Genomic DNA, 22,192 nt, shown 5'->3' on the forward strand with positions numbered 1-22,192 from the left:
GTATAAACCAGAAAAAGCAGTTTTTCCAACCGATTAAGTAACAAACATTAAGTCTTTCTCAGCGCTTTATTGCACCAGTTCGGGTATTGCTTTTTGCCAGCGTTTCAACCAAGTATGCTGGGACTGTATCCAAGCGATAGCGGATGCTTGTTGCTGGTTATATTGCTCTGCGCTAAGGGCGTGAATGGCTTCAGGTTGAATGAAAAAATCATCACACTCTTGAGCTAAATAATCAAGGTTGATGCCAGAAATTAAGGTGCCCATTGCATAGGGTTCAACTACCCGTTCGTGCAAGCCTTTAGCAAAACCTGGTGAGTTGTGAATAACAAGTTTGGCTTGCTTTATACGCTGCTGTAAATCAGTAAACTCCATCGCAGGTAAATACTGGTGAGAGGGGGCAATATCTTGATACTGTTCACTGTTTCTACCCACAACTGTCAAAGACGTACCTTGCTCTTCGAAGTAGCTGAGGGTTTGAATGCGTTGTTTTGCTCTTAGATAAAAGTCTACCGTAAAGCAGACTCGGCGAATATTTTCATCGAGTTGCAAACTTGCAGGGCGGTTGCCTCGTGGTAATACACCGAGTAGTTGCATGAAATCTGTGATGTTTTGTGCACGCTCAACCAAAGGGCCAATCTGATTCCAAACAGGGTTGAGCTTTTCTCGCCAGCTAGTTGGATCAAAAAAAGATACTGGGAAGATAATTTCATCTGATTTTTCTTGGTACGGGATAGCATTTTGGGCAGAAACGCTTTTTGCAGAGACCGCATGGGGAAAAAACTCAGCTTTAATGCCACATAAGCGGCAAAAGCCGACGTGCTCTTGGTCGACACATAACACGATGATATTCAGCCCGATAAATCGCCTCATTAAGTGAATTGGGTGATCAACCGTGTAGATATAAAAGGGCTTTTGTTTGGCATATTCAGCAACTGAATAGCCAGGTGCTGCAATATCACTGGCTACAGCGTTAAAGCTGACAATAAAATCATATTCGAGCAAAGGACTAAATTGCTTACTGAGGTCGTTTTCTTTCGAGATAACAACGAGTTCAACAGCAACGCCAAGCGAGGTTAAATCCTTTTCCATTCCTGTGGCGAATTGGCTCAGTACCCCGTATTGATTATCGCCAACCATAAGTAATGCACGCATGAAAACCGTCCTTAGTGTGTCCAAATACTCAGCTAGCTTAACACTGGGTTATGTAAATGGCTAAACCTCCTTTTGAGGTTTCCTTGTATTTGTTTTGCATGTCTTTGCCCGTTTCCATCATGGTTTGTATCACTTTATCGAGTGATACCTTAGGTTCATAATCCGCTTTAAGTGCCATTCTTGATGCGTTAATCGCTTTAATCGCACCCATCGCATTGCGCTCTATACATGGAATTTGTACTAAGCCACCAACTGGATCGCAGGTCATCCCTAAATGATGCTCCATGCCTATTTCTGCGGCATTTTCTATTTGTGCTAAGTTACCTCCCATCATTGCAGTTAAGGCACCTGCAGCCATAGAACAGGCCACGCCAACCTCGCCCTGACAACCCACTTCTGCTCCTGAGATTGAAGCATTGCGCTTGTAAAGTGAGGCGATAGCTGCAGCTGTAGCAAAAAAGGTTTGCGCTTTTTCTTCGTCTATCGGGCTGATAAATTTGTTGAAATAACACAAAACAGCCGGGATAACTCCCGCTGCACCATTAGTGGGTGCGGTGACAACCCTTCCGCCTGCGGCGTTTTCTTCACTGGCTGCTAAGGCGAATAAATTAACCCAGTCCATCACATCCAAAGGATCTGACATTTGATTAAGCGACAGTTTTAAATGTAAGGCTGGTGCCCGCCTTTTAATATTCAGGCCGCCGGGTAATTCCCCCTGAGCCTTGAGACCGCGCTCAACACTCTTACGCATCACTTGCCAAATGTCGTGACAAGCGTGTGCGACATTCTCTTCTTTGGCAAAATAGGCTTCATTTTTTGTGATCAGCTCTGATATGTTCAGTTGGTGCTGCTGACATTGGTGCTTTAATTGCTCAAAGCTATGAAAGGCGTATGGCAAACTTTGATCGGGTTGCTGACTCTGGACTTGGTTGAGCTCATCATCGCGCAGTATAAAGCCGCCACCAATTGAATAGTAAATTTCGCTCAGTAAAACAACGTCATCTTGGGCCTTTGCTTTGATTTGCATAGCATTGGCATGACCTGGCAAGGTTTTATGTTGATGATAGGTGATCGCTTTGCTCGGTAAAAACGCAATATCATGAGTATCTGCGAGGCGAAGCTGTTGTTCTTGCTCAACTTGTTGAATAAAAGGTTCGGTATTATCTGGATCAAACGTTTCGGGTAGTTGCCCCATCAAGCCCAAGATCACGGCCGTCCCGGTGCCATGTCCTACACCTGTACTGCCAAGCGACCCAAATAACTCACACTCAATTGTCACAACCTGATTGAGCAATTGCTTTTGCACAAGTGATTCTGTAAAGCGTTTTGCTGCTCGCATTGGGCCCACAGTATGAGAGCTAGATGGACCTATACCAACAGAAAAAATATCAAAAATACTGAACATAAAAAGCCAATTAAACTTACCTAAACCTTATAAACTTGCCTTAAAAGTATAGGAAATGCCAACCCGTTCGCGACAACAGCTTGGCAACAGGAATTGTCAGTTGGCTAGTTAAATTGACACTCGTCTCCAAACGCTCGTAATTTGAAATATGGTTGGTTAATCAAACTCTATTTCGCGACCATCACTGGTATGAACCTTGACCACCACATCATCAATTTCATCAGCTAATATAATCTCACCGATCCCTGCGTGATTAAAGAGCACCGCTCCTTTTTGGACGTGGCCTTTTTCGATGATCTGCCGACGCTTAACTTTCATGTGGCGGCGTTTGGTAAACCAGTTGAGAAAAGAACTGTGGCTGAATAAAAAGCGGTTCAACCTATCTAACCAGCTGAGGAGTTTATCTGGAAATGCATTCTTGATGCCGCTGGCTGTCACTTGTAGCACACGCGGACTGTCTTTTTTATTTCTCAATGTGACATCATAGGCAAATGAGTAATGAACATCGCCTGATAGAATGATGAAGTTAGGCGGTGTTTGTTTGTGATGAAAGATATTTAATATCACATTGGCAGAGCCAGGATGTGCCATCCAGTTTTCAGCATCGACCATCAGCGGTTTGCCAAAAAAGGTAAAAATGTGCTGAATTACTTCAATCAGTTTGACGCCAAATACAGGTGCGGGTGAGACCATGATAACGGCTTTTTCGCCCACTAACTCTTGTTGTAGTTCAGAAAGCGTTTCCCAGTCCATCAAGCCAGATGGCTTATTAGCACTGTTTTCAGAACGCCACCTGTGGGTACGTGTATCTAAGACAACAACCTTGGGTTGGGTATCCAATACATAATGCCATTGCTGCCAATCAAACATTTGCTGAACTAAATCGTCGTGTTCAGTGACGACATCAGTTTTGAAGTAATGAGGTACTTTATCCGCCCATTGTTTAAAGTGTTTAGGCATATTGCCCCAGCCCTGACAAAGCCAATAAGCGATAAGTGCATTACCTATGATGCGCTTGGAATACGGGTTGTTATAAGCCGCTTCTTCCCAACCGCGTGTTAAATTCCAATCATCGGTGACATCGTGATCATCAAAGATCATATAAGTTGGAATATGTGCCAATGCGCGTCTTACTTTTGGCAGGCTAGATGCAAAGGCATCAATGCTGGACAACTCGTGCTGATATTTGTCTTGTTGTTTGCTGTCGAGCTGGGGCGGCATCTTATCTAGTTCAAGCCACTGCCAAGGTGTATCGGACCAAACCAATAAATACATGGCGATAATTTCAGATAAACAAATTAGATGATTTTGCGCACCTACCGAGGTAAAGATGGGCTTTCTGGCACCTCTGAAAACACTATCGAGCATGGCCTGACTTGCTTTGTCATCGGGTAACAAAGACTCTCGTAAGTAGTAACACTGTTTACTCGATAACAGCTCTTCTGTGTTGTTAACGTCCGTTCCTTGCCAAGACTCGTTGAATAACCCGAGTTTATTCATGACTTGGTGGATAGCGTGCAGCATGGGACCTGCTACGTCATCAGCGTAGATTTGATCGCCAGACATCATCAGCATGGCTGGGTAATCTGCAGGGTTTTGCATACTTGCTTGTAGCTTGTCATCGAGAATGGCCAGTGCGTCATCTTGGTGATGATGTGGCTTTCGGCACGAGCCGTGATACATATTGTCGACGTGTGAACGCAAACAAAATCGGGGTTTATCAAAGCCTGGGTAGCACAAAGCAGGTACTAATGTGTTCAGTGATTGCTCTGTTTCTAGGTCGAAAATTAGATCATAAAAGTAAAATTGATCGGCCTGTAGTGGCGTGTCTAAGGTTAATTCAACAAGGTGAATAAAGCAGTGCGTACCAACTTGAACTGTATGGCAGTTATCTTTATTTAAATCTTTTTGAACTATTGCCTGACCTTGGTGGTCTGTAATGAGAAGTTGAGTTGTGACCGCTTGTTGCGTAACCAACCACAAGGTGAAAGCCGAAGGGCTCACATGCCTGAGAATAGGCCCGGCAATGAGAAAATCTTGCTTATCTGCCTGCATCCAAAATCTCTTCTTTATTTATGTTATTAGAAACTAGCTTAAGTCAGATGAAGAATTATGTCAGTAGTAGACGCGACTAATACACGTGTCTGCGAGCCCGATGTGGCGTATAGATTAAATTACTTTTGCTGAGCTGCCTCTGTATTAAATAAAGACGCTTGTTGCATAACTTTTATATAACTGTTGTTAAATTGAGCTATGATAGAAAAAATCAAAAAATTCAGTCCAATGGATAGCCCAAAGGGAATTTATTACTATGTTTTTTAATAAAAAAATAATATTTGTGCTGACACTTGGTTTACTCAGTGCGTGTAGCGAAAAAACTGAGCAAGTGGAGAAAAAAGACGTTGTTCGCCCGGTTATGATGCTATAAGTCGACCTACTGAAAACCAAAGAACACGCTTTCCCAGGAAAAGTAGAAGCGAGCCGCCAGGCTAACCTTTCTTTTCGCGTACCGGGAGAAATTAAGCAATACCATGTGAAATCAGGCCAACAAGTTAAAGCTGGTCAGTTATTAGCAGAATTAATTCCGACAGATTATCAAGCGATAGAATATGCCAAAAAAGCGAGCTTTGAATTAGCAAAAGTGCAGCACGAACGTTCAAAAGCACTCGTTAAAGACTTTTTAATTTCTCAAGATAAATTCGATTCGACCAAAACACAGCTATTGGTGTCGCAAAATGAATTAGATAATGCAACGACCAATCTGAAATACACTAAACTCTATGCGCCTTATGATGGCATCATTGCGGCTACTTATCTCAATGATCACGAGTATGCACAAGCTTTGCAGCCTATCATGTCGCTCCAGTCTGAAGATGCTATCGATGTGGTAATGGCGGTGCCTGAGCGTTTAATTGGTGCGATTCGTCGTTCGCATTTAAAAGAAAACAAACCCAATGTCACTTTTGCGGTTGCGCCTGAAAAAACTTATACCCTAACGTTTAAAGAAGTTGAGACAACTGCTGACCGAGAATCAGGCGCGTTTAACGTCACACTAACCATGCCAAGACCAGATGATTTAAAGCTGTACCCTGGGATGGCCGCCACGGTTAATGCCCAGTTGGTATTGGATTCCAACGTCATGATTCAAAAAATACCAGCTAGTGCAACATGGCAAGAACAAGGCAAGCACTGGGTGTGGGTAGTCAATGACAACCAAGTATTAGATAAAGTATCGATTGAGCTTAGCTCTCAAGGTGAGTTGATCACAGGGCTTGCCGATGGCGACCAAATTGTTGCATCAGGTGTGACAGAGCTCAAAGCGGGTCAAAAGGTAAAACAGTGGGTCAAGGAAAGAGGGTTATAGTCATGTCATTTAAGCAATTTTTCGCAGCGACATTGGCTGTAACTTGTATTTCATTGGTGGCATGTACTCCCGCGCCAACTCCCCAAGTCAGCCAAGTGCATGTTGCTGTGCACCAAGTACCAGAAGTGATGAGTCAAAAAGTTCGTCATTTCCCCGCGGTTATTCAAGCAAGCCAATACACTAACCTGAGTTTTCAGCTCAATGGCGAGCTCAGTGAGCTGATTGCCCGTGAAGGTTTAAGAGTCAAAAAAGGTGATTTATTAGCTAAGCTCGATGACACGCAACTAAAGCTGACCGTTAACGAGAAAAAAGCTAAATCTGATCTTCTGAAGGTACAGGCATCACGTGCTAAGCAAATGGTCGATAAAGGCAATATGGCGAAAAGTACGTATGATGAATTAGCCGCGCAATACAAGATGGCATTGGCCGATTATGCTTATGCCAAAATCCAATTGGGCTATGTGGAATTAAGAGCGCCATTTGACGGCATTATTGCCAATGTAGCAATTGAAAATTACCAAGCTGCAAGTGTTGGTCAGCCTGTTGTTTCTATACACAGGGAAGACCAAGTTGAAATTACCGTCGACTTACCGGATTCACTGGTCTCATCGATTGATGATAAAAAAGTTAAACCGCAACGCGAAGAAATTAATGTGCGGTTAGACGCTTACCCAGATCATATCTTTAAAGCTAAATACAAAGAGCATACGGCAGAGCAAAGCGATGAAGATCGCAGTTTCACCTTGGTGTTACAAATGCCGTTTGATAAAGCTAAACCAGCTCTACAAGGTATGCCGGGCAGTGTGGAACTGGATTTGGCAAAAATTGAACGCGATCAAGCTTATTATGCAGTGGTACCACTTGAAGCGGTTACTTTACCCGATAGCATGCCGATCGATAGCTTTAAGCGCCTAGTTTGGCGTGTTGTTGATGGTAAAGCCAATGCGGTTGAAATCAGTATGGGGCGTGTTGTCAATATCAGTCATGTTGAAGTGATTGGCAATATCAAGGCGGGTGATTTAGTGGTGACAAAAGGCTTGCAGTATTTACGTGAAGGTCTGCCTGTTGAAGTCGTAAATAACAATAATAAGGACATGTAATTATGAACATCGCAGAATATTTCATTAAAAACAAAGTCATAAGCTGGATGTTCACTTTGATCCTGCTAATTGGTGGTACGCATGCTTATTTTGGTTTAGGTCAGTTGGAAGACCCTGCTTTTACCATTAAAGATGCGTTGATAAATACGTCTTATCCGGGGGCCTCACCGTTACAAGTTGAAGAAGAAGTCTCTTATGTGATTGAAAAGCAACTGATGACGTTGCCATACATAGATGAGATCACATCAATCAATAGCCGTGGTTTGTCACAAATTACCGTGACAATGAAAAACATCTATGGTCCCAACGAGCTGCCGCAAATTTGGGATGAGCTCAGGCGCAAAGTCAATGACTTAAAACCCAATTTACCACCAGGGGTGAATGAGCCAAAAGTGATCGATGATTTTGGTGATGTTTACGGCATTATGTGGGCGATTACTGGTGATGGCTTTAGTTATCAAGAGTTAATGGATTATGTCGACTTTTTAAAGCGCGATATTGAATTAGTTGAAGGCGTTTCAAAAGTTGCGGTTGCAGGCCAGCAGCAAGAGATGGTTTATCTGGAGATTTCTTCTAACAAGCTGGCGAGTTTAGGTGTTGCGCCTACTTCTATTTACAATGTGTTAAGTACTCAAAATACCGTGCAAAGTTCAGGTGCTTTCACCACAGGTAATGAATACATCTATATTCACCCAACGGGCGAATTTAAGTCGGTTAAGCAACTAGAAGATTTGATTATCTCAAGTCCAGGTTCGAAAAAACTCATTTACTTAAAAGACGTTGCCACTATTTCTAAAGGTTTCCAAGAAGTACCGTCTAACCTGATTAACTTTGACGGTAAAGAAGCCATCAATATAGGTATCTCTTTTGCTGACGGTGTCAACGTGGTTGATGTGGGTAAACGCATTGCTCAACGCATTGAAGAATTAGAAGAATATCGCCCAGCTGGCATGGTCATAGGGGAGATTTACAATCAACCAAAAGAAGTAGATAAATCAGTTGCGGCTTTCATGTTAAGCCTAATTGAAGCAGTTGTGATTGTTGTTGTCGTCTTACTTGTTTTTATGGGATTAAAATCGGGCCTGCTAATTGGTTGGATCTTATTGCTGACGGTTTTAGGTTCATTCCTCATCATGAAATTTTACGGCATCGACTTACAGCGGATTTCGCTGGGTGCATTAATCATTGCGCTGGGGATGTTAGTTGATAATGCCATTGTTATTGTCGAAGGGATATTGATAGGGCAAGCCAGAGGGCAGAGTAAACTTGAAGCGGCTAAAGGGATCGTAAAACAAACGATTTGGCCATTACTCGGCGCTACTATTATTGCTATCGCGGCATTTGCACCTATTGGCTTATCACCCGATTCTACAGGTGAATTTGCCGGCAGTTTATTCTGGGTGTTATTTATTTCATTGTTTATGAGTTGGATAACCGCCATCAGTTTGACGCCATTCTTTGCGCATATGATCTTCAAAGAGACGCCAAAGTCACTGACGGGCAAAGAAGGTGAGGAGCCTGCAGACCCATATAAGGGTGCAGTTTTTGTCTTCTACAAAGCCTTTTTAAACATTTGTCTTAAGTACAAAGGCCTGACAGTCGCTGCTGTTATTGGTATTTTCATTGCCTCGATTGTTGGTTTTGGGGCGGTTAAGCAGTCATTCTTCCCGCCATCGACAACACCTATGTTCTTGATTGATGTTTGGATGCCTGAAGGTACAGATATTCGTCACACTTATAAGATCACCAAAGAAATCGAGCAAGAGATATTAGAGTACGATGTGGTTGAGCACGTCACATCAACAACTGGTCGTGGTGCGCAGCGCTTTATGTTGACGTATAACTCAGAGCGCAGTTATGCCAGTTACGCTCAGATTATGGTGCGTACTGATAATTTTGAATCCGTCATTCCATCGATGGAAAAAACGCAAAAGTACTTAGACCAAAAATATCCAGAAGTATTAACTAAGTTTAAGCGTTTAGAGATTGGCCCATCTCCAGCTGCAAAAGTAGCAGTAGAAATTACAGGTGCTGATCCTGATGTTTTACGCGGCTTGGCTGACCAAGCAATCCGTGTTTTTCGCGATGCGGGGGGCACGGTTAATGTCCGTCATGATTGGCGAGAGCGAACTAAAGTGGTTGAGCCTATCTTTAACGAAACACAGGCGCGTCGTTTAGGTATTACTAAAGCCGATGTCGACAGTACTATTCAAATGAATATGTCTGGTTTGAATATCGGTCTTTACCGCGAAGGAACGTCACTATTACCGATTACCGCTCGCGTACCTGAAGATGAACGTGCAACGGCTGCTACTAGCATTCAAATTTGGTCTCCTATCTACAATCAACTTGTACCTATTAACCAGGTCATTGATGGTGTAAACATTCGCTATGAAGATCCGCTCATTATGCGCAAAGACCGAAAGCGCATGATCACTGTGATGATGGATCCAGACTTTAAAACGGATGAAACGGCTAATTCATTGCGTAATCGCGTGTTAGATGACATTAACAAAATTGAACTACCTGCCGGCTATAAGTTGGAGTGGGGCGGTGAATACGCTGATTCTCAAAAAGCATCGACCGCTATTTTTGCATCACTGCCAATGGGCTATTTGTTTATGCTCTTAATTACCGTATTTTTATTTAATGCGGTGAAAAAACCGTTGGTTATTTGGGCATGTGTACCATTAGCTTTAATTGGTATTGTGGCTGGCTTATTAATTCTCAATAAACCGTTTGGCTTTATGGCTTTATTGGGGATGCTGAGTCTATCAGGGATGTTATTGAAAAACGGCATCGTATTACTCGATCAGATCAATACCGAATTGGAAGCAGGTGTTGAGCCATACAAAGCGGTATTTGACTCAGCCGTTAGCCGTGTTAGACCAGTAAGCATGGCGGCTATCACGACCATCTTAGGCATGATGCCGTTATTGGTTGATGCCTTTTTTGAATCAATGGCTGCTGTGGTCATGTTTGGTTTAGGTGTTGCCACAATACTGACTTTAATTGTTGTCCCCGTCTTATATTGCTTGTTCCACGGTATTAAATACCGTCCACTGGAAGAGTTAAAATAAGATGATTGAGAAAAGAGGCGAAAGCCTCTTTTCTATTTTATTTATCCATTTTGCATCGGTTTAATTCAATTGCACCTACACTCGTACTATATTTTTAGAACAATAATATAGTGGCGTGTTAACTCATCTTTCACCAAAAATCATCACGCGACTGTCGACTAAATGGAAACGCTGTTGTGATAGCTAAGTAGGATGCTTTTAAGCTCACAAAGCGGTTAGTTAACTTGCAGAGATATAATTAATGATAGGAAATATCATCACGCGCTTTTCGTTGTTTTTGACCTTGTTACTATTACCTTTGACATGGATATATGCCACCGCATCAGACAACAACAACCGCCTAAAAATAGCGATTATCCCGCCTAGCCATGATGCATTTTGGCAGCAGTCCTTAAATATTGCTCACCAAGCCTCTGAAGACTTAGATGTGGAGTTAAAGGTCTTTTTACCTGAGCAAAGTCAGCAAAGTTATATCGAATTAGTCGAATCAGCCAGTGAATGGGCTGATGGTATATTGTTTCACGACTTCTCGGGGGCAGGTGAAACCGTGCTTCAGCGCTTAGACGAAAAACACGTGCCGAGTATTTTAGTTAATTCAGTCTTAAGCCATAAAAACATCTTACCAAGACAAAAATACCCTAACTGGATAGGCAGTGTGATGCCTGATGATGAGTTAGCGGGGCGGATTTTGATTCAGCAGTTGATGAGCAAAAGTCGTTATGCCAAAGATAAGCTGCACATCTTGGCCTTAGGTGGTCCTGTTGATTCGACGGCTGGTAAGTTAAGAGAAAGTGGCTTAAATCAATTTATCGAGCCACTAAATATTGCTTCTTACCAATTTTTTGCTGCTGATTGGCAGGCTGAGCGCGCCAAAATTGCCTTTGAAAACGCGATTAAAGCTAACCCTAAAATTAATATGGTGTGGTGTGCGAATGATGTGATGGCGCTGGCGGTAATAGAGACGATTGAAGAACTAGGCTTGACCGGACAAATATCGGTAGGTGGTGTTGATTGGCAACCTCAAGCGTTAAGACATATCGAACAAGGTCAATTGGCGGTATCTGTTGGTGGTCATATCTTTGATGCGGCTATCGCTTTGGTCTTGATGCATGACTACTTAATGGGCGCTGATTTTGAAAGACAAGGGCTGTCATATAAAACCAGTATGTTGGCGGTATCTGGCCAGCAAAGCGACTTACTCGATAAGTTAATTACTATGGAGTCGTTATCACTCGATTTTTCAAAGCTATCACTTTTTTTAAACCCGGAAATTTACTCTTATGACTTTTCCATCGCTAGTATTTTTAATACCAGTAAAACACAGCATCAAAAGGCCGCACAAAATGGCCTTAAAATTGATTTTGGAATGCATGGTTGGTTAGTGGCACTGGCTGTTCTTGCTGTTATCTATGCCGGTGGTTTTTATCTGTTTAAGTTGTTTAGAAAAAGCCGAATAGACCCATTGCATTACCAGTTTAGCTCAAAGAAAACACGACTTATTGTGATGGCGGGTATTACCAGCGTGGCATCGATATTTTTTGTTGTGGCCTTTGTTTTTCTTGGGGTGTTAAAAGACAAAATTAAAACTGAGTATCAAGGCTCGATTGAGGCGGTTAGAGATGGTGCGCAATTAACATTAAACCTTTGGGCTAATTACAAAAAAGATGAAATAGAAAATATTGCCGCTAGTCCTGAAATTTTAAATTTTTCTCAGCAGTTAACGCAACTTCCCTACAACAAAACGGCTTTAACAGAAGACTTAGCCCAACAAGCACTACGAGATTATGTTGCGCAATATGTGCCTTCACTAAAACTTGGGTACTTTGTGATCTCGCCGAACTACATTAGTTTGGCTTCGCGCCGAGATCAAAATATCGGCAGTTACAATGTCATTGCGCAAAACTATCCCGATTTAATCGACCAAGTATTCCAACAAGGTAAAACGTTATTTATTCCGCCTGCTGTTTCTAAAGTCAGTGATACGGGGTATTCCACCGCTTTTTTTGTCGCACCAGTTAAAAATACTCAAGGTCATGTCATTGCGGCGCTATCAATGCGCATTGACCCTCATGCGGTATTTTCTAAGATTTTATCGACAGGACGCTTTGGCTACAGTGGTGAAACCTATGCTGTGGATAGTAATGGCCTGATGGTTAGTCATAGTCGGTTCTTGGGATTTGATGATGCACAGGAGCAGTCTATTTCGACTCAAGCAGGGCTAATTGCCGCACGGGTACCGAAAGAGCACACATCATCGACACCGTTTACGCTAATGGCTGAATCAGTCTCCAAAGGCAATAAATCGGGTAACTTTGACGGTTATCTCGATTACAGAGGCATCCCTGTTATTGGCTCTTGGGTTTGGGATCAAAATCTTAATATAGGTATAGCCTCTGAAATTGATTATGACGAAGCCTTTGCCTCTTTTTATCAAATCCGCTTTGTCATCATCGCCATGCTCAGCGTGTTTTTAATGATCACTGTTGGTGGTGTCATTGTCATTATGGTGATTGGTGATGCGGCTAATCGCAGTTTATTAAAAGCGAAAAAAGGGCTTGAGCAAGAAGTTGATAAACGAACAGAAGAATTGAGTCAACGAGAGAGTAAATTCCGAGGTTTATTTGAATCATCACGCGATGCGTTACTGATTTTCAGGAATCAAGAATTTATCGATTGTAACCAAGCTACGCTTAATTTATTTGGCTTTGACGATAAGTTTCAGTTTTTATCTTTCTCTCCTGTTGTGCTGTCACCACGTACTCAACTTGATGGTTCTAGCTCAATTGATGCGATGACAGATTATATTGCACAGGCTGAGCGAGATGGCTCTGTCGTGTTTGAATGGGAGTATTTACGCGACAATATTGATAGCTTCATTTGTGAAACCTTGATTCAAGTTATCGAGTGGGAGGGGTGTACGGCACTGATGTTTGGTTTGCGCGATATCACTGCTAAAAAGCAAACTGAGCTTGAAATAAGGCAAAATGACATTCGCTTGCAACTGGTTACCCAAGCGGCTGAGCTAGCCGATTGGCAGTGGGACCCTCATACACAGCAGCTGACCGGCTCTAAATTACTGAAGAAAATAACCGGACTAGAGTCTGGCTATCTCGATCTTAAAAAAGACCTATTTAATCGTATTAAACGCAGTGATTTACTCGCCATCACTCCGCAAATAGAGCACTTTATGAACTCAGATGAACCTATGTGTGTCATCGAGTTTCGAATTCAACCTCAAGATGATGGTTACCGCTGGATTAATACGACCTTATTAAAATCCAAAGATGATGATGTCATTGTTGGGGTGTGTCAGGACATCTCAAAAATTAAAGCCGCAGAGCAACTTGCCAACGAAAGCCGTCACCAATTAACGATGGCACTGCAAGGTGCAAAAGCAGGGACTTGGCAATGGAGTACCGTTTCCGAACATTTTGAAACTGATAAAACTTGGGCAGAATTGCTCGGCTATCAGGTTGACGAATTGCTATTGGCACATGGCATGGGTTTAGAAAGGTGGTTTGGCCTAGTTCATGAGGAAGACGTTGAGCAGGTTAAAGCTAATTTCCAAGCGTTTTTAGCGGGCACAGAGAATGAGTATAAACAAGATTGCCGAATGTTTAGTAAGTCAGGCGAAACCTTGTGGGTAAGTATTTCTGGTAGTGCACTCACGAGGGATAGCAAAGGCCGAGTTGAAACGGTGTCAGGCTTATTGCTCAACGTAACTGAAAATATGTTGCTACAAATTGAGCTTGAGCAGTCGATGATGCTATCTGAAATGGCCTCTGCCGAAAAAGCCTTATTGATTAATAACATCCCAGGTATCGTTTACACCTGTTTACTCGATGCTGACTGGACGATGTTATTTATCAGTGACATGGTGGAATCTGTACTTCAGGTTAAAGCTGAAACCTTTATTCAAGGTGACAAAACGTTTGCCAGTATGGTGCATCCAGATGATTTAGCTGAAGTGGACGCTACCGTTAACAAGGCGGTAGAAGATAAAACCGTTTATACCATTGAATACCGAATGATCAGGCAAGATGGGACGGAATGCTGGGTTTATGAGCGCGGTCAGGCATCATATGATGAAAACGGGGTTCCTCAAGTTTTACACGGTACTATTTTAGATATCACCGACCGCAAAGAGAGCGAAAAGCAGTTTCAGGCGTTGATGGAATCAGCACCTGAATGCATGATTGTGGTCAACCCAGAATCTGAAATTGTATTGGTCAATGCGTTAACTGAAACCTTATTTGGCTATAAAAAACATGAGCTTGTTGGGCAAAAGATAGAAATCCTATTACCCGAGAGCAAGCGTAGTCATCATTCAGAGTTTGTCCGTCAGTACTTCGCTAACCCGAGTGTACGAATGATGGGCAGTGGTATGGAGCTGCTAGCTTGCCATAAAAATGATTTTGATTTTCCAGTGGAGGTCAGTTTAAGTCCACTCGAAACTGCACAAGGAATACTCGTTTGTGCCGCTGTTCGCGACATTACGGAACGCAAGCTTTCTGAGCAAGAGTTATTGGAAGCAAAAGAAGCAGCAGAATTAGCGACGCAGGCAAAATCTGATTTCTTGGCGAACATGTCACATGAAATCCGAACTCCAATGAATGCCATTATCGGTATGAGCCACCTTGCACTTCAGCAAGAATTGAATAACAAAGCGCGTAATTATGTCGATAAGGTACACCTTAGTGCGCAATCTTTGTTGGGGATTATCAATGACATTCTCGACTTTTCTAAAATTGAAGCCGGCAAGTTAAGTATTGAAGCGGTCAGCTTCACACTTGATGAATTGTTAGATCACTTCAGCAATATGCTCAGCCTAAAAGCGTCACAAAATGATATTGAACTGCTGATTGATGTACCTGCTAATATTCCCAATAACCTGATTGGTGACCCGTTGCGCTTAAAACAAGTGTTAATTAACCTAGGCTCGAATGCGGTGAAATTCACTGAACACGGTGAAGTGAGGCTCAAGGTGCGCGTTATTGAAACACGTGATAAACGCATTATGCTGCAATTTGAAGTCAAGGACTCTGGTATTGGTATGAATCCGAAACAGCAAAAATCACTATTCCAAGCTTTCTCTCAAGCGGATAGTTCAACTACACGCAAATATGGCGGTACGGGTTTAGGATTAGCCATTTCTAAAACACTGGTCGAGTTGATGGGCGGTAAAATTAGAGTTGAAAGTGCTGTAGGAGAAGGTTCTAACTTTATCTTTACCTGTGATTTAGGGTTAGCTGAACAAACCGAATCTCAGCGCTTAGTACTGCCCGCTCAGTTATCTGACTTAAGCGTGTTAGTTGTTGATGATAATGAAAGCGCACGCGATATTTTTAAAGAAATCCTACAAAGCTTTGGTTATCAAGTCAGGTTGGCCAGCTCAGGTGCTGATGCGCTCAGCCATATTAATCAAGCCGAGCAGGCTTTTGATGTCTTGCTGATTGATTGGATGATGCCAGAGATGAGCGGTTTGCAATTGTTAGAAGCCATTCACCAAAGACAACTTGCCGCTGATAGTAAGTTAGTCATGATGACGGCGTATGACGCGCAAGAAATGGCACAAACTGCCAATAAACAAGGGTTAGCTTACGATGCCATCTTAAACAAACCGACAAACGCCTCGCATTTATATGAGGCCATTGTTGAAGCATATGGCCGTGTCATTGTCAGTGACCAGCCCATTGCAGCTAATAATGATGGTGATTGGGGTCACTTAGCTGGTAAACAAATTTTATTGGTCGAAGATAATGAATTTAACCAAGAATTGGCTACCGATTTATTGGAGTCTGAAGGTTTGATTGTGACGCTAGCAGAGAATGGCCAAGAAGCGGTAGATATCCTAGAGCAACAGCGCTTTGATTTGGTCTTAATGGATTGCCAAATGCCTGTTATGGACGGTTTTGCCGCCACTGAAAAATTAAGAGAGCGACCAGAATTGGATGACTTGCCCATCATAGCTATGACGGCCAATGTGATGGCGTCTGATATTGAAAAAACGGCTAAAGCGGGTATGAACGATCACATCGGCAAACCGATTGATGTCAATGTGCTCTTTTCTACTATGGCAAAATGGTTGCCAGCCAACGAGCACGCGAATCAAAAAGCGCAAACACAAGTGCGAGATATGACAAAACGCATCCCTGTGTTTACTCGCTTAGATGTCGACAGAGCATTGACTATTGTCGGGGGTAAGTTGGCTCTATATGAAAAGCTATTGAAACGTTTTGTGGACAGTAATGAAAATTGGTTTGATGACTATCAAGTTGCTGATGTTGAAACTAAAACCCGTATCGCACATTCAATTAAAGGCATCGCAGGAAATTTAGGAGCCAAAGACGTTCAGCGTTTAGCTGGTGAATTAGAAGCACTTTGGGATTCACACAATGCTTCTGCAGGTTCACCAGATAGTGATGCAAAAACTACAGAAGTGGAGCATGCATTGGTTGCTGAAATTAGTTTGGTGATAGGCGAAATAAAAGCTCACTTTAATCAATTAGAGGCTGAGCATAACCCAGCAGCTGACGGTACAGAGGTGCCTAAAGAAGTATTGATTAAACAGGTCAATGAGTTAATTGTATTAATCGATGATTTTGATTCCAAAGCAATGGATATGCTTGAAGAATTAGCTGCCCATATGCGAGGTGAGGCCCATCATCAAGCCTTGGTTGATGCCAATGATAAATTACAAAGCTTTGAATATGATGAGGCACTTGAGGTATTAAAAGACTTATTAGTAAAGCTGGATTAATACCCTTGTTCAACCAAGATAAAAGCCGCTAAAAAGCGGCTTTTATCTTACTATTATTAAGCGTTATTCTGATTAGAACTCTGCTGTAATACTCAAGCTAGCTTGGCGAGCTGAGCCTAATTGGTGCTGGCCATAGCTTGTCATCATGCCAAGGTCATCTGGGTTATTAAAGTAAGTTGAAATGTACTCGTCGTCTAATAAGTTCTTCACATCTAGACGAATTGTATATTTGTCATCCCACACATAACCAACTGCTGTATTGATAATAAAACGCGCGTCATTTTCAGGGTTTGGCTCGTATTGAGACGGTTGCAATGATAACTCTGGGTCTAAATAGGCACGAGAGCTATCGACATAACTTGCAGCAAGGTTTGCAAATAAACCTGAATCAAACTCGTAGTTAGCCGTTAAATTGGCTGTTAACTCCGGAGAGTCGGTAAATGCTTGGCCTGCGTAATCTTTAATGGAGCCATCGGCTGCGACATACTCAAACTTTTTAAATTCGGTATCGGCATAACCAATACCAGCCACAATCGATAATTGATTTGTTGGATAGTAGAAAGCTTCTATTTCAAAACCTTTTAACTCCGACTCGCCGCTATTTACCACTTCAGTATCGAAGTTACCTGCGTCACCTTGAACTGAAATTTGTTGATCTGTCCAATCAATAAAGTAGACGTTGGTATTTAGCATGAGTTCGCCATCTAACCAGACTGAACGCAAAGAAAATTCATAGTTGTTCGTGTATTCTGGTTCATAGCTGTAGTTATAACCTTTAGCTGTGTTGTAGCCAACACCACCAGAGCGATATGCTTTTTGGAAGACAAAACTAGCATTGAGATCTTCACTCACGTTGTAAGTTACACCTAACTTAGGTAGCCAAGCATCAAAATCTTCACTCTCTGGTACAATAGTTGAAGTAGCAGCACTTGCGAGCCCTACTAACCTACCATTAATCCCTTGAATAATGGCATTGATCGGTGTTGGGAAATCAGCTGCGTTAGGCAGTTGGTTATTAATTGAATAAACACTCGAATTACCATTTTCTTGCTCTTCTTGATCGTGTCTAAGGCCTGCCAATAAATCCCATTGCTCATTGATAGACCATTTCATATCTGCATAAATTGCCATAGTTTCTGAACCTTGCTCTTGGCTCGTTTCAAAACCTAGTTTAACCGGGTCAATATCAGGGTAAAGCGGTACTACCATGGCGGCAATTTCTGCTGGCAAGCCAAAGCCTCCCATTTCTGCTGGTGCTGTTAGCAATACATCTATCGGCGGTAACCCCAAGCCAGCAAAGGTGATTAAACGCTCACCCGTTGCCTTGTCATCTTTTAAATCTAATTCTGAATAATAGATACCTGAAACGAGTTCTAACTCATCATTTTCATAAACTAAGCGCAATTCTTGGCTCACGGTTTCTGAGGTCGTGACATAGGCATTATCAGCTGTGATCGTGGTAGGTTGCATATCACCATCCCAGTTGTAGCTGTAATCAGAGTCGTTGTATGTGGTAATCGATTGAACTGATAAGTTAGGCGTAATTTGCCAATCGAGTTCTAGGTTGAAAATATCGGTTTCGGTTTTTTCCCAAATATCCGAGTTAAACTGTGTTTTGCGATCAAATGGATCTTCACCGAAATTGTATTGAACGTACTGAAAACCAACTTCGTGATCAGTTGAGTTGACTGTTAACAAAGCAGAAAAATCATCAGATGGTTCAAACAATAATTTAAAGCGCGCAGTTTGACCATCTTGATCATTCGACTTTTCATTACGCGTAATATTCTCAATATCGCCGTCTAAGTTTTTATCTTCCAGTGATACGCGAAAAGCTAACTTGTCTTCAACTAGTTCACCACCGCCAGCAATTGCAAACTCTTGTTGGCCATTTTCACCTAAGGTGATCTTGGCTTTACCGCCCCATTCATAAGTAGGGTCTTGGGTGCGAAGCATGATGGCACCAGCAAGCGAGTTTTGGCCTTGCATTGTTGATTGTGCACCACGGAAAACTTCAACTTGAGCTAAATCCCAAACTGATTGCGTGCCCATTTTTACCACACGAAAAGGCATAGGAGCGCCATCAACATAGATACTGGTCAGTACACCTGTGCCGCCGCCTGATACGTTTGAATAGTTAATACCGCGAATGCTAAAACCTTGGTTTAAATCACCAGAGATATTTGGTACTAGTGTGTATAAATCATTGATGTTTTGGATATTTTGAACTTCAATATCTTTGCCTGACACTATGCCTACACTGTTTGCGGTTTCGTGTAAGCTGCGATCAATTTTTTGACCGTAAACGACGATATTTTCGATTTTTTCAACGTCGTCATCTGCCATGACAAAAGGAGACTGCATAGCACAGGCAAGGCCAAGCGCTATCTTACTAATTTTCATTGGTTTCATAATTATACTTTTAGATGTGATTGGAATTAAATTGAAATACTATTGTTATTCTAAATAATAATCACTATCGTTTGCAATGATGGGGTTTTGTGCTACGGGGTAAGGGATGTCTGGCAAACCAGTAAAGTAATACACTGGTTTGCTACTTGGATGTGGGTTTTAAGAGGTGAGTTGGCAGCTAAATAATGCGTCTTGCCAATTGTCGCTGGCTGTTTTGGCAATGATTTCAATTCGGCTTTCAGCAGCTTCATCTAGTTCATATTCGGTTAAGCCATCTTTATCTTTGTTGTAGCCAAAAATACCATCTGAGGTGATAAAAACGGCTTTTATGCGCTCTGCCTGCAATTCAAATAGCCACTTTTGTAGGGCATGACGATGAAATATAAAGCTGGGATTAAAACGCCAACCTGAACTGAAGAAGCCTTCACCTTCATTATCTAAACGCAAAAAACCACTCTCTGGTAATGCTGCTTCATCAACTGATTCAGTCGTTTGTTGTTGATTAGATGCTTGGTTGAGCGCAAGCTTTTTGCGTTTGATAAATGCCGACGTTTGATTAATTTGGCTGAAGTCGATTTGGCCGTGGTCAGTAAATATTAATTGTTTGTCGCCAAAGCGTTTGAGGTAATCTTCGAGTGCTTGATTGTCACTGGGCTGATACAAATCAGCTTTGTGGCCTATGATGATATCTGCGATGTCTATTTGTTGATTGAAAATCTCGTGTTGGGTATAGCGTTCATCTGCTAAATTACGGGCGTCAACCAGAGTGACAGTGCTTTGTAGCTTAAGAATTCCTTGGTAGTAGTCGTTGGTCAGTTTATCCAACACTTCTATTGGGTGGCCTAAACCACTGGGTTCAATCAGTAAGCGGTCGGGTTTAGCTTCAGATAAAAGCTGGTTAAGCGCTATTTGCATAGGCAAACCAGATACACAACACATGCAGCCACCGGGTACTTCTCGCATGTAAATTTGTTGCCCTGATGTTTGCCCACTTATCAATGCCCCATCTACACCTACTTGACCAAATTCATTGACCAATACTGCCCAGTTCTCATTTTCTGGTTTATTTTTTAATAAAGCGAGAATAGCAGTGGTTTTTCCTGAGCCTAAAAAGCCAGTAATGATATGGGTAGGGATTGGGCGACTTATCTTCATTTTAATACTCAGAAGTTTAAAATGTTACATTGTAACATTTTGTTTAATTTCTGCTAATGCAACATAAGCATTAGTATATCTTTTCATAGCTCTTTTTTACTCAAAATTTTGGTGGACAGTATTGTTTACATTCTGTGGGTAAGAAAACTGTCTGTGCAATAATGTGGCAGGTATTGTTTGCTAAACTTTTATTTCGCATTAAGGTTTTAGGTTTGGCAGGCATAAGTTTTGAAGTCACGGAAGCAAGTACATAAAGATGATCGGCTCAAGTATTGCTATTTCATCTGGTTTCACTTGTTGCTTTGTTGTCTTGTGATATCTCCTACCTCTGCAAACCCTTCTGATATTGTTCTTGAACCCCCTCCTATTACAACTCAGCCTGATAAGCTAATCGTAGTTAATTCTAAAGCGTGGAAGCCTTATTCTTATCTAACCGCTGATGGCGAACCTGCCGGTATTTTAGTTGATTTTTGGCGTGAATATGGGCGCTTACACAATGTTGATATCGAGTTTTATCTGACCGATTGGCATGAATCGCTACAAGCGGTCAAGGTAGGAAAAGCCGATGTTCATGCCGGGCTTGTTTATTCTGAACCTAGAGATCAGTTTTTGGATTTTGGCTCGGCAATTATGGCATTAGAGACTGAAATTTACCTCAGCAAGCATGCGGTGACGGTGAATGTTAGCCAAGCGCTATTGGGTGAAAACAAAGCTGAAGTTGGTGTAGTACGTGACTCGTTTGAAGCGTACAAGATGAATAAAATTTACCCTAATGCCAAAATCAAAAGCTTCGACAATAACGAACTCATGTTTCAAGCCGTCACACAAAAGCAAATAGAGCTTTTTGTAGCAGATAGCCTAGTGGCTAACTTCTATTTGAGTTTGACTGAGAATCGCGATTACTACTTTCCCGTACAACATTTATATGACCAAGATATTCGAATCGCGGTGAGCGACAATAGTCATCATTCCATTGAATTGATATCAGAGCGCTTCGATCAAATTAGTGACGCAGAAAGAGAGCGTATTCACTATCGCTGGAGTCAAGTTGAAACGGTTTATCCTAAGTTTTTTATTCCTTTATCGATATTACTGTTTTTAGTGGCGGTGTTTTATCACGTTCGATCGCTTAAACGTACGGTGATTTTAAAAACGCAGCAGCTCAAATTAGCAAATGAACAACTAAAAGAGTTAAGCCTGACCGATCCGTTAACTCAGGTACACAACAGGCGGTTTTTTATGGAGCAGCTAGCTAAAAACGACTACTGCCAGTATTCGTTAACTGTGATGATTTTAGATTTGGATGACTTTAAGAGTATTAACGATCATTACGGGCATTGTTTTGGCGATCATGTATTACGGTCAGTTGCACAAACGTTGAAATCAGTCTTACCTGAGCAAGCTACTTTGGCGAGGATAGGCGGAGAAGAGTTTGCCGTCATCATCAGCCACCTCAATGAAAATACAAGCCGTCAACTGGCTGAGAAAGTTTGTCGCACTGTTAATCAAGTCCATATCAAACAGCAAGAAATAGAGCTTGTTGTGAGCTGTAGTTTAGGCTGCGTTTTTTATTCGAGCTTAAATTGTTCTGCCGAAATTAATGATGCTGATCAGTTGATGTACCGAGCAAAAAGCCAAGGGAAAAACCAAGTGTGTTTTAGTCACGCAATGGCCACAAAGGAGCTACAGCAAGGTATTCCTGAGCGTGCATTGTAAATAACGATGATTTTATTAATGGATAAAAAGCATAAAGGCCTGTGAAAA

At 42.0% G+C, this 22,192-nt stretch carries 10 protein-coding genes; 5 read left to right on the forward strand and 5 right to left on the reverse strand.

Going from position 1 to position 22,192, the window contains the following annotated elements:
• Positions 1–66 precede the first annotated feature (66 nt).
• The 3 genes from HR060_RS10225 to HR060_RS10235 form a co-directional block, all read right to left on the reverse strand.
• A complete protein-coding gene (locus HR060_RS10225) occupies positions 67–1,152 on the reverse strand; it encodes a hypothetical protein (protein ID WP_174200201.1) in 1,086 nt (361 codons plus the stop codon).
• A gap of 37 nt (positions 1,153–1,189) precedes the next feature.
• Positions 1,190–2,557 carry an L-serine ammonia-lyase gene (locus tag HR060_RS10230; protein ID WP_174200202.1) on the reverse strand — a complete coding sequence of 456 codons (1,368 nt, stop codon included), beginning with the start codon at positions 2,555–2,557 and terminating at the stop codon, positions 1,190–1,192.
• A gap of 156 nt (positions 2,558–2,713) precedes the next feature.
• Positions 2,714–4,612 (reverse strand): alkaline phosphatase D family protein, encoded by a 1,899-nt coding sequence (locus tag HR060_RS10235; protein WP_174200203.1) that lies wholly within the window; start codon positions 4,610–4,612, stop codon positions 2,714–2,716.
• A gap of 382 nt (positions 4,613–4,994) precedes the next feature.
• On the opposite strand from HR060_RS10235, the gene HR060_RS10240 reads away from it, so the two are divergent.
• The 4 genes from HR060_RS10240 to HR060_RS10255 all read left to right on the forward strand — a co-directional run bounded on the left by HR060_RS10240 (position 4,995) and on the right by HR060_RS10255 (position 16,861).
• On the forward strand, positions 4,995–5,921 hold the full coding sequence (locus HR060_RS10240) for an efflux RND transporter periplasmic adaptor subunit (protein ID WP_174200256.1): 927 nt from the start codon (positions 4,995–4,997) through the stop codon (positions 5,919–5,921).
• A 2-nt stretch (positions 5,922–5,923) separates the two neighbouring features.
• Complete coding sequence (locus tag HR060_RS10245) at positions 5,924–7,021, forward strand: efflux RND transporter periplasmic adaptor subunit (protein ID WP_174200204.1); 1,098 nt, start codon at positions 5,924–5,926, stop codon at positions 7,019–7,021.
• A 2-nt stretch (positions 7,022–7,023) separates the two neighbouring features.
• Positions 7,024–10,101: an efflux RND transporter permease subunit gene (locus tag HR060_RS10250; protein ID WP_174200205.1), complete on the forward strand. Its 3,078-nt coding sequence runs from the start codon at positions 7,024–7,026 to the stop codon at positions 10,099–10,101.
• A gap of 241 nt (positions 10,102–10,342) precedes the next feature.
• A complete protein-coding gene (locus HR060_RS10255) occupies positions 10,343–16,861 on the forward strand; it encodes a response regulator (RefSeq protein ID WP_174200206.1) in 6,519 nt (2,172 codons plus the stop codon).
• A 72-nt stretch (positions 16,862–16,933) separates the two neighbouring features.
• Here HR060_RS10255 and HR060_RS10260 read toward each other — a convergent pair whose 3' ends face one another.
• Entirely contained in the window at positions 16,934–19,273 is a 2,340-nt protein-coding gene (locus tag HR060_RS10260) for a TonB-dependent receptor (RefSeq protein WP_174200207.1), read from the reverse strand.
• Between the two features lie 159 nt (positions 19,274–19,432).
• Positions 19,433–20,428 carry a CobW family GTP-binding protein gene (locus tag HR060_RS10265; protein WP_174200208.1) on the reverse strand — a complete coding sequence of 332 codons (996 nt, stop codon included), beginning with the start codon at positions 20,426–20,428 and terminating at the stop codon, positions 19,433–19,435.
• Positions 20,429–20,740: 312 nt separating this feature from the next.
• On the opposite strand from HR060_RS10265, the gene HR060_RS10270 reads away from it, so the two are divergent.
• A complete protein-coding gene (locus HR060_RS10270; RefSeq protein ID WP_174200209.1) occupies positions 20,741–22,144 on the forward strand; it encodes a diguanylate cyclase domain-containing protein in 1,404 nt (467 codons plus the stop codon).
• The last annotated feature ends 48 nt before the right edge of the window (positions 22,145–22,192 follow it).

The organism is Marinifaba aquimaris (genome assembly GCF_013328345.1).
Classification (GTDB): Bacteria; Pseudomonadota; Gammaproteobacteria; order Enterobacterales; family Alteromonadaceae; genus Marinifaba; species Marinifaba aquimaris.

Bases quoted from the DNA above. Each gene is read 5' to 3' on its own strand.
- HR060_RS10225 (WP_174200201.1), bottom strand. From the start codon at position 1,152: ATGCGTGCATTACTTATGGTTGGCGATAATCAATACGGGGTACTGAGC.
- HR060_RS10230 (WP_174200202.1), bottom strand. From the start codon at position 2,557: ATGTTCAGTATTTTTGATATTTTTTCTGTTGGTATAGGTCCATCTAGC.
- HR060_RS10235 (WP_174200203.1), bottom strand. From the start codon at position 4,612: ATGCAGGCAGATAAGCAAGATTTTCTCATTGCCGGGCCTATTCTCAGG.
- HR060_RS10245 (WP_174200204.1), top strand. From the start codon at position 5,924: ATGTCATTTAAGCAATTTTTCGCAGCGACATTGGCTGTAACTTGTATT.
- HR060_RS10250 (WP_174200205.1), top strand. From the start codon at position 7,024: ATGAACATCGCAGAATATTTCATTAAAAACAAAGTCATAAGCTGGATG.
- HR060_RS10255 (WP_174200206.1), top strand. From the start codon at position 10,343: ATGATAGGAAATATCATCACGCGCTTTTCGTTGTTTTTGACCTTGTTA.
- HR060_RS10260 (WP_174200207.1), bottom strand. From the start codon at position 19,273: ATGAAACCAATGAAAATTAGTAAGATAGCGCTTGGCCTTGCCTGTGCT.
- HR060_RS10265 (WP_174200208.1), bottom strand. From the start codon at position 20,428: ATGAAGATAAGTCGCCCAATCCCTACCCATATCATTACTGGCTTTTTA.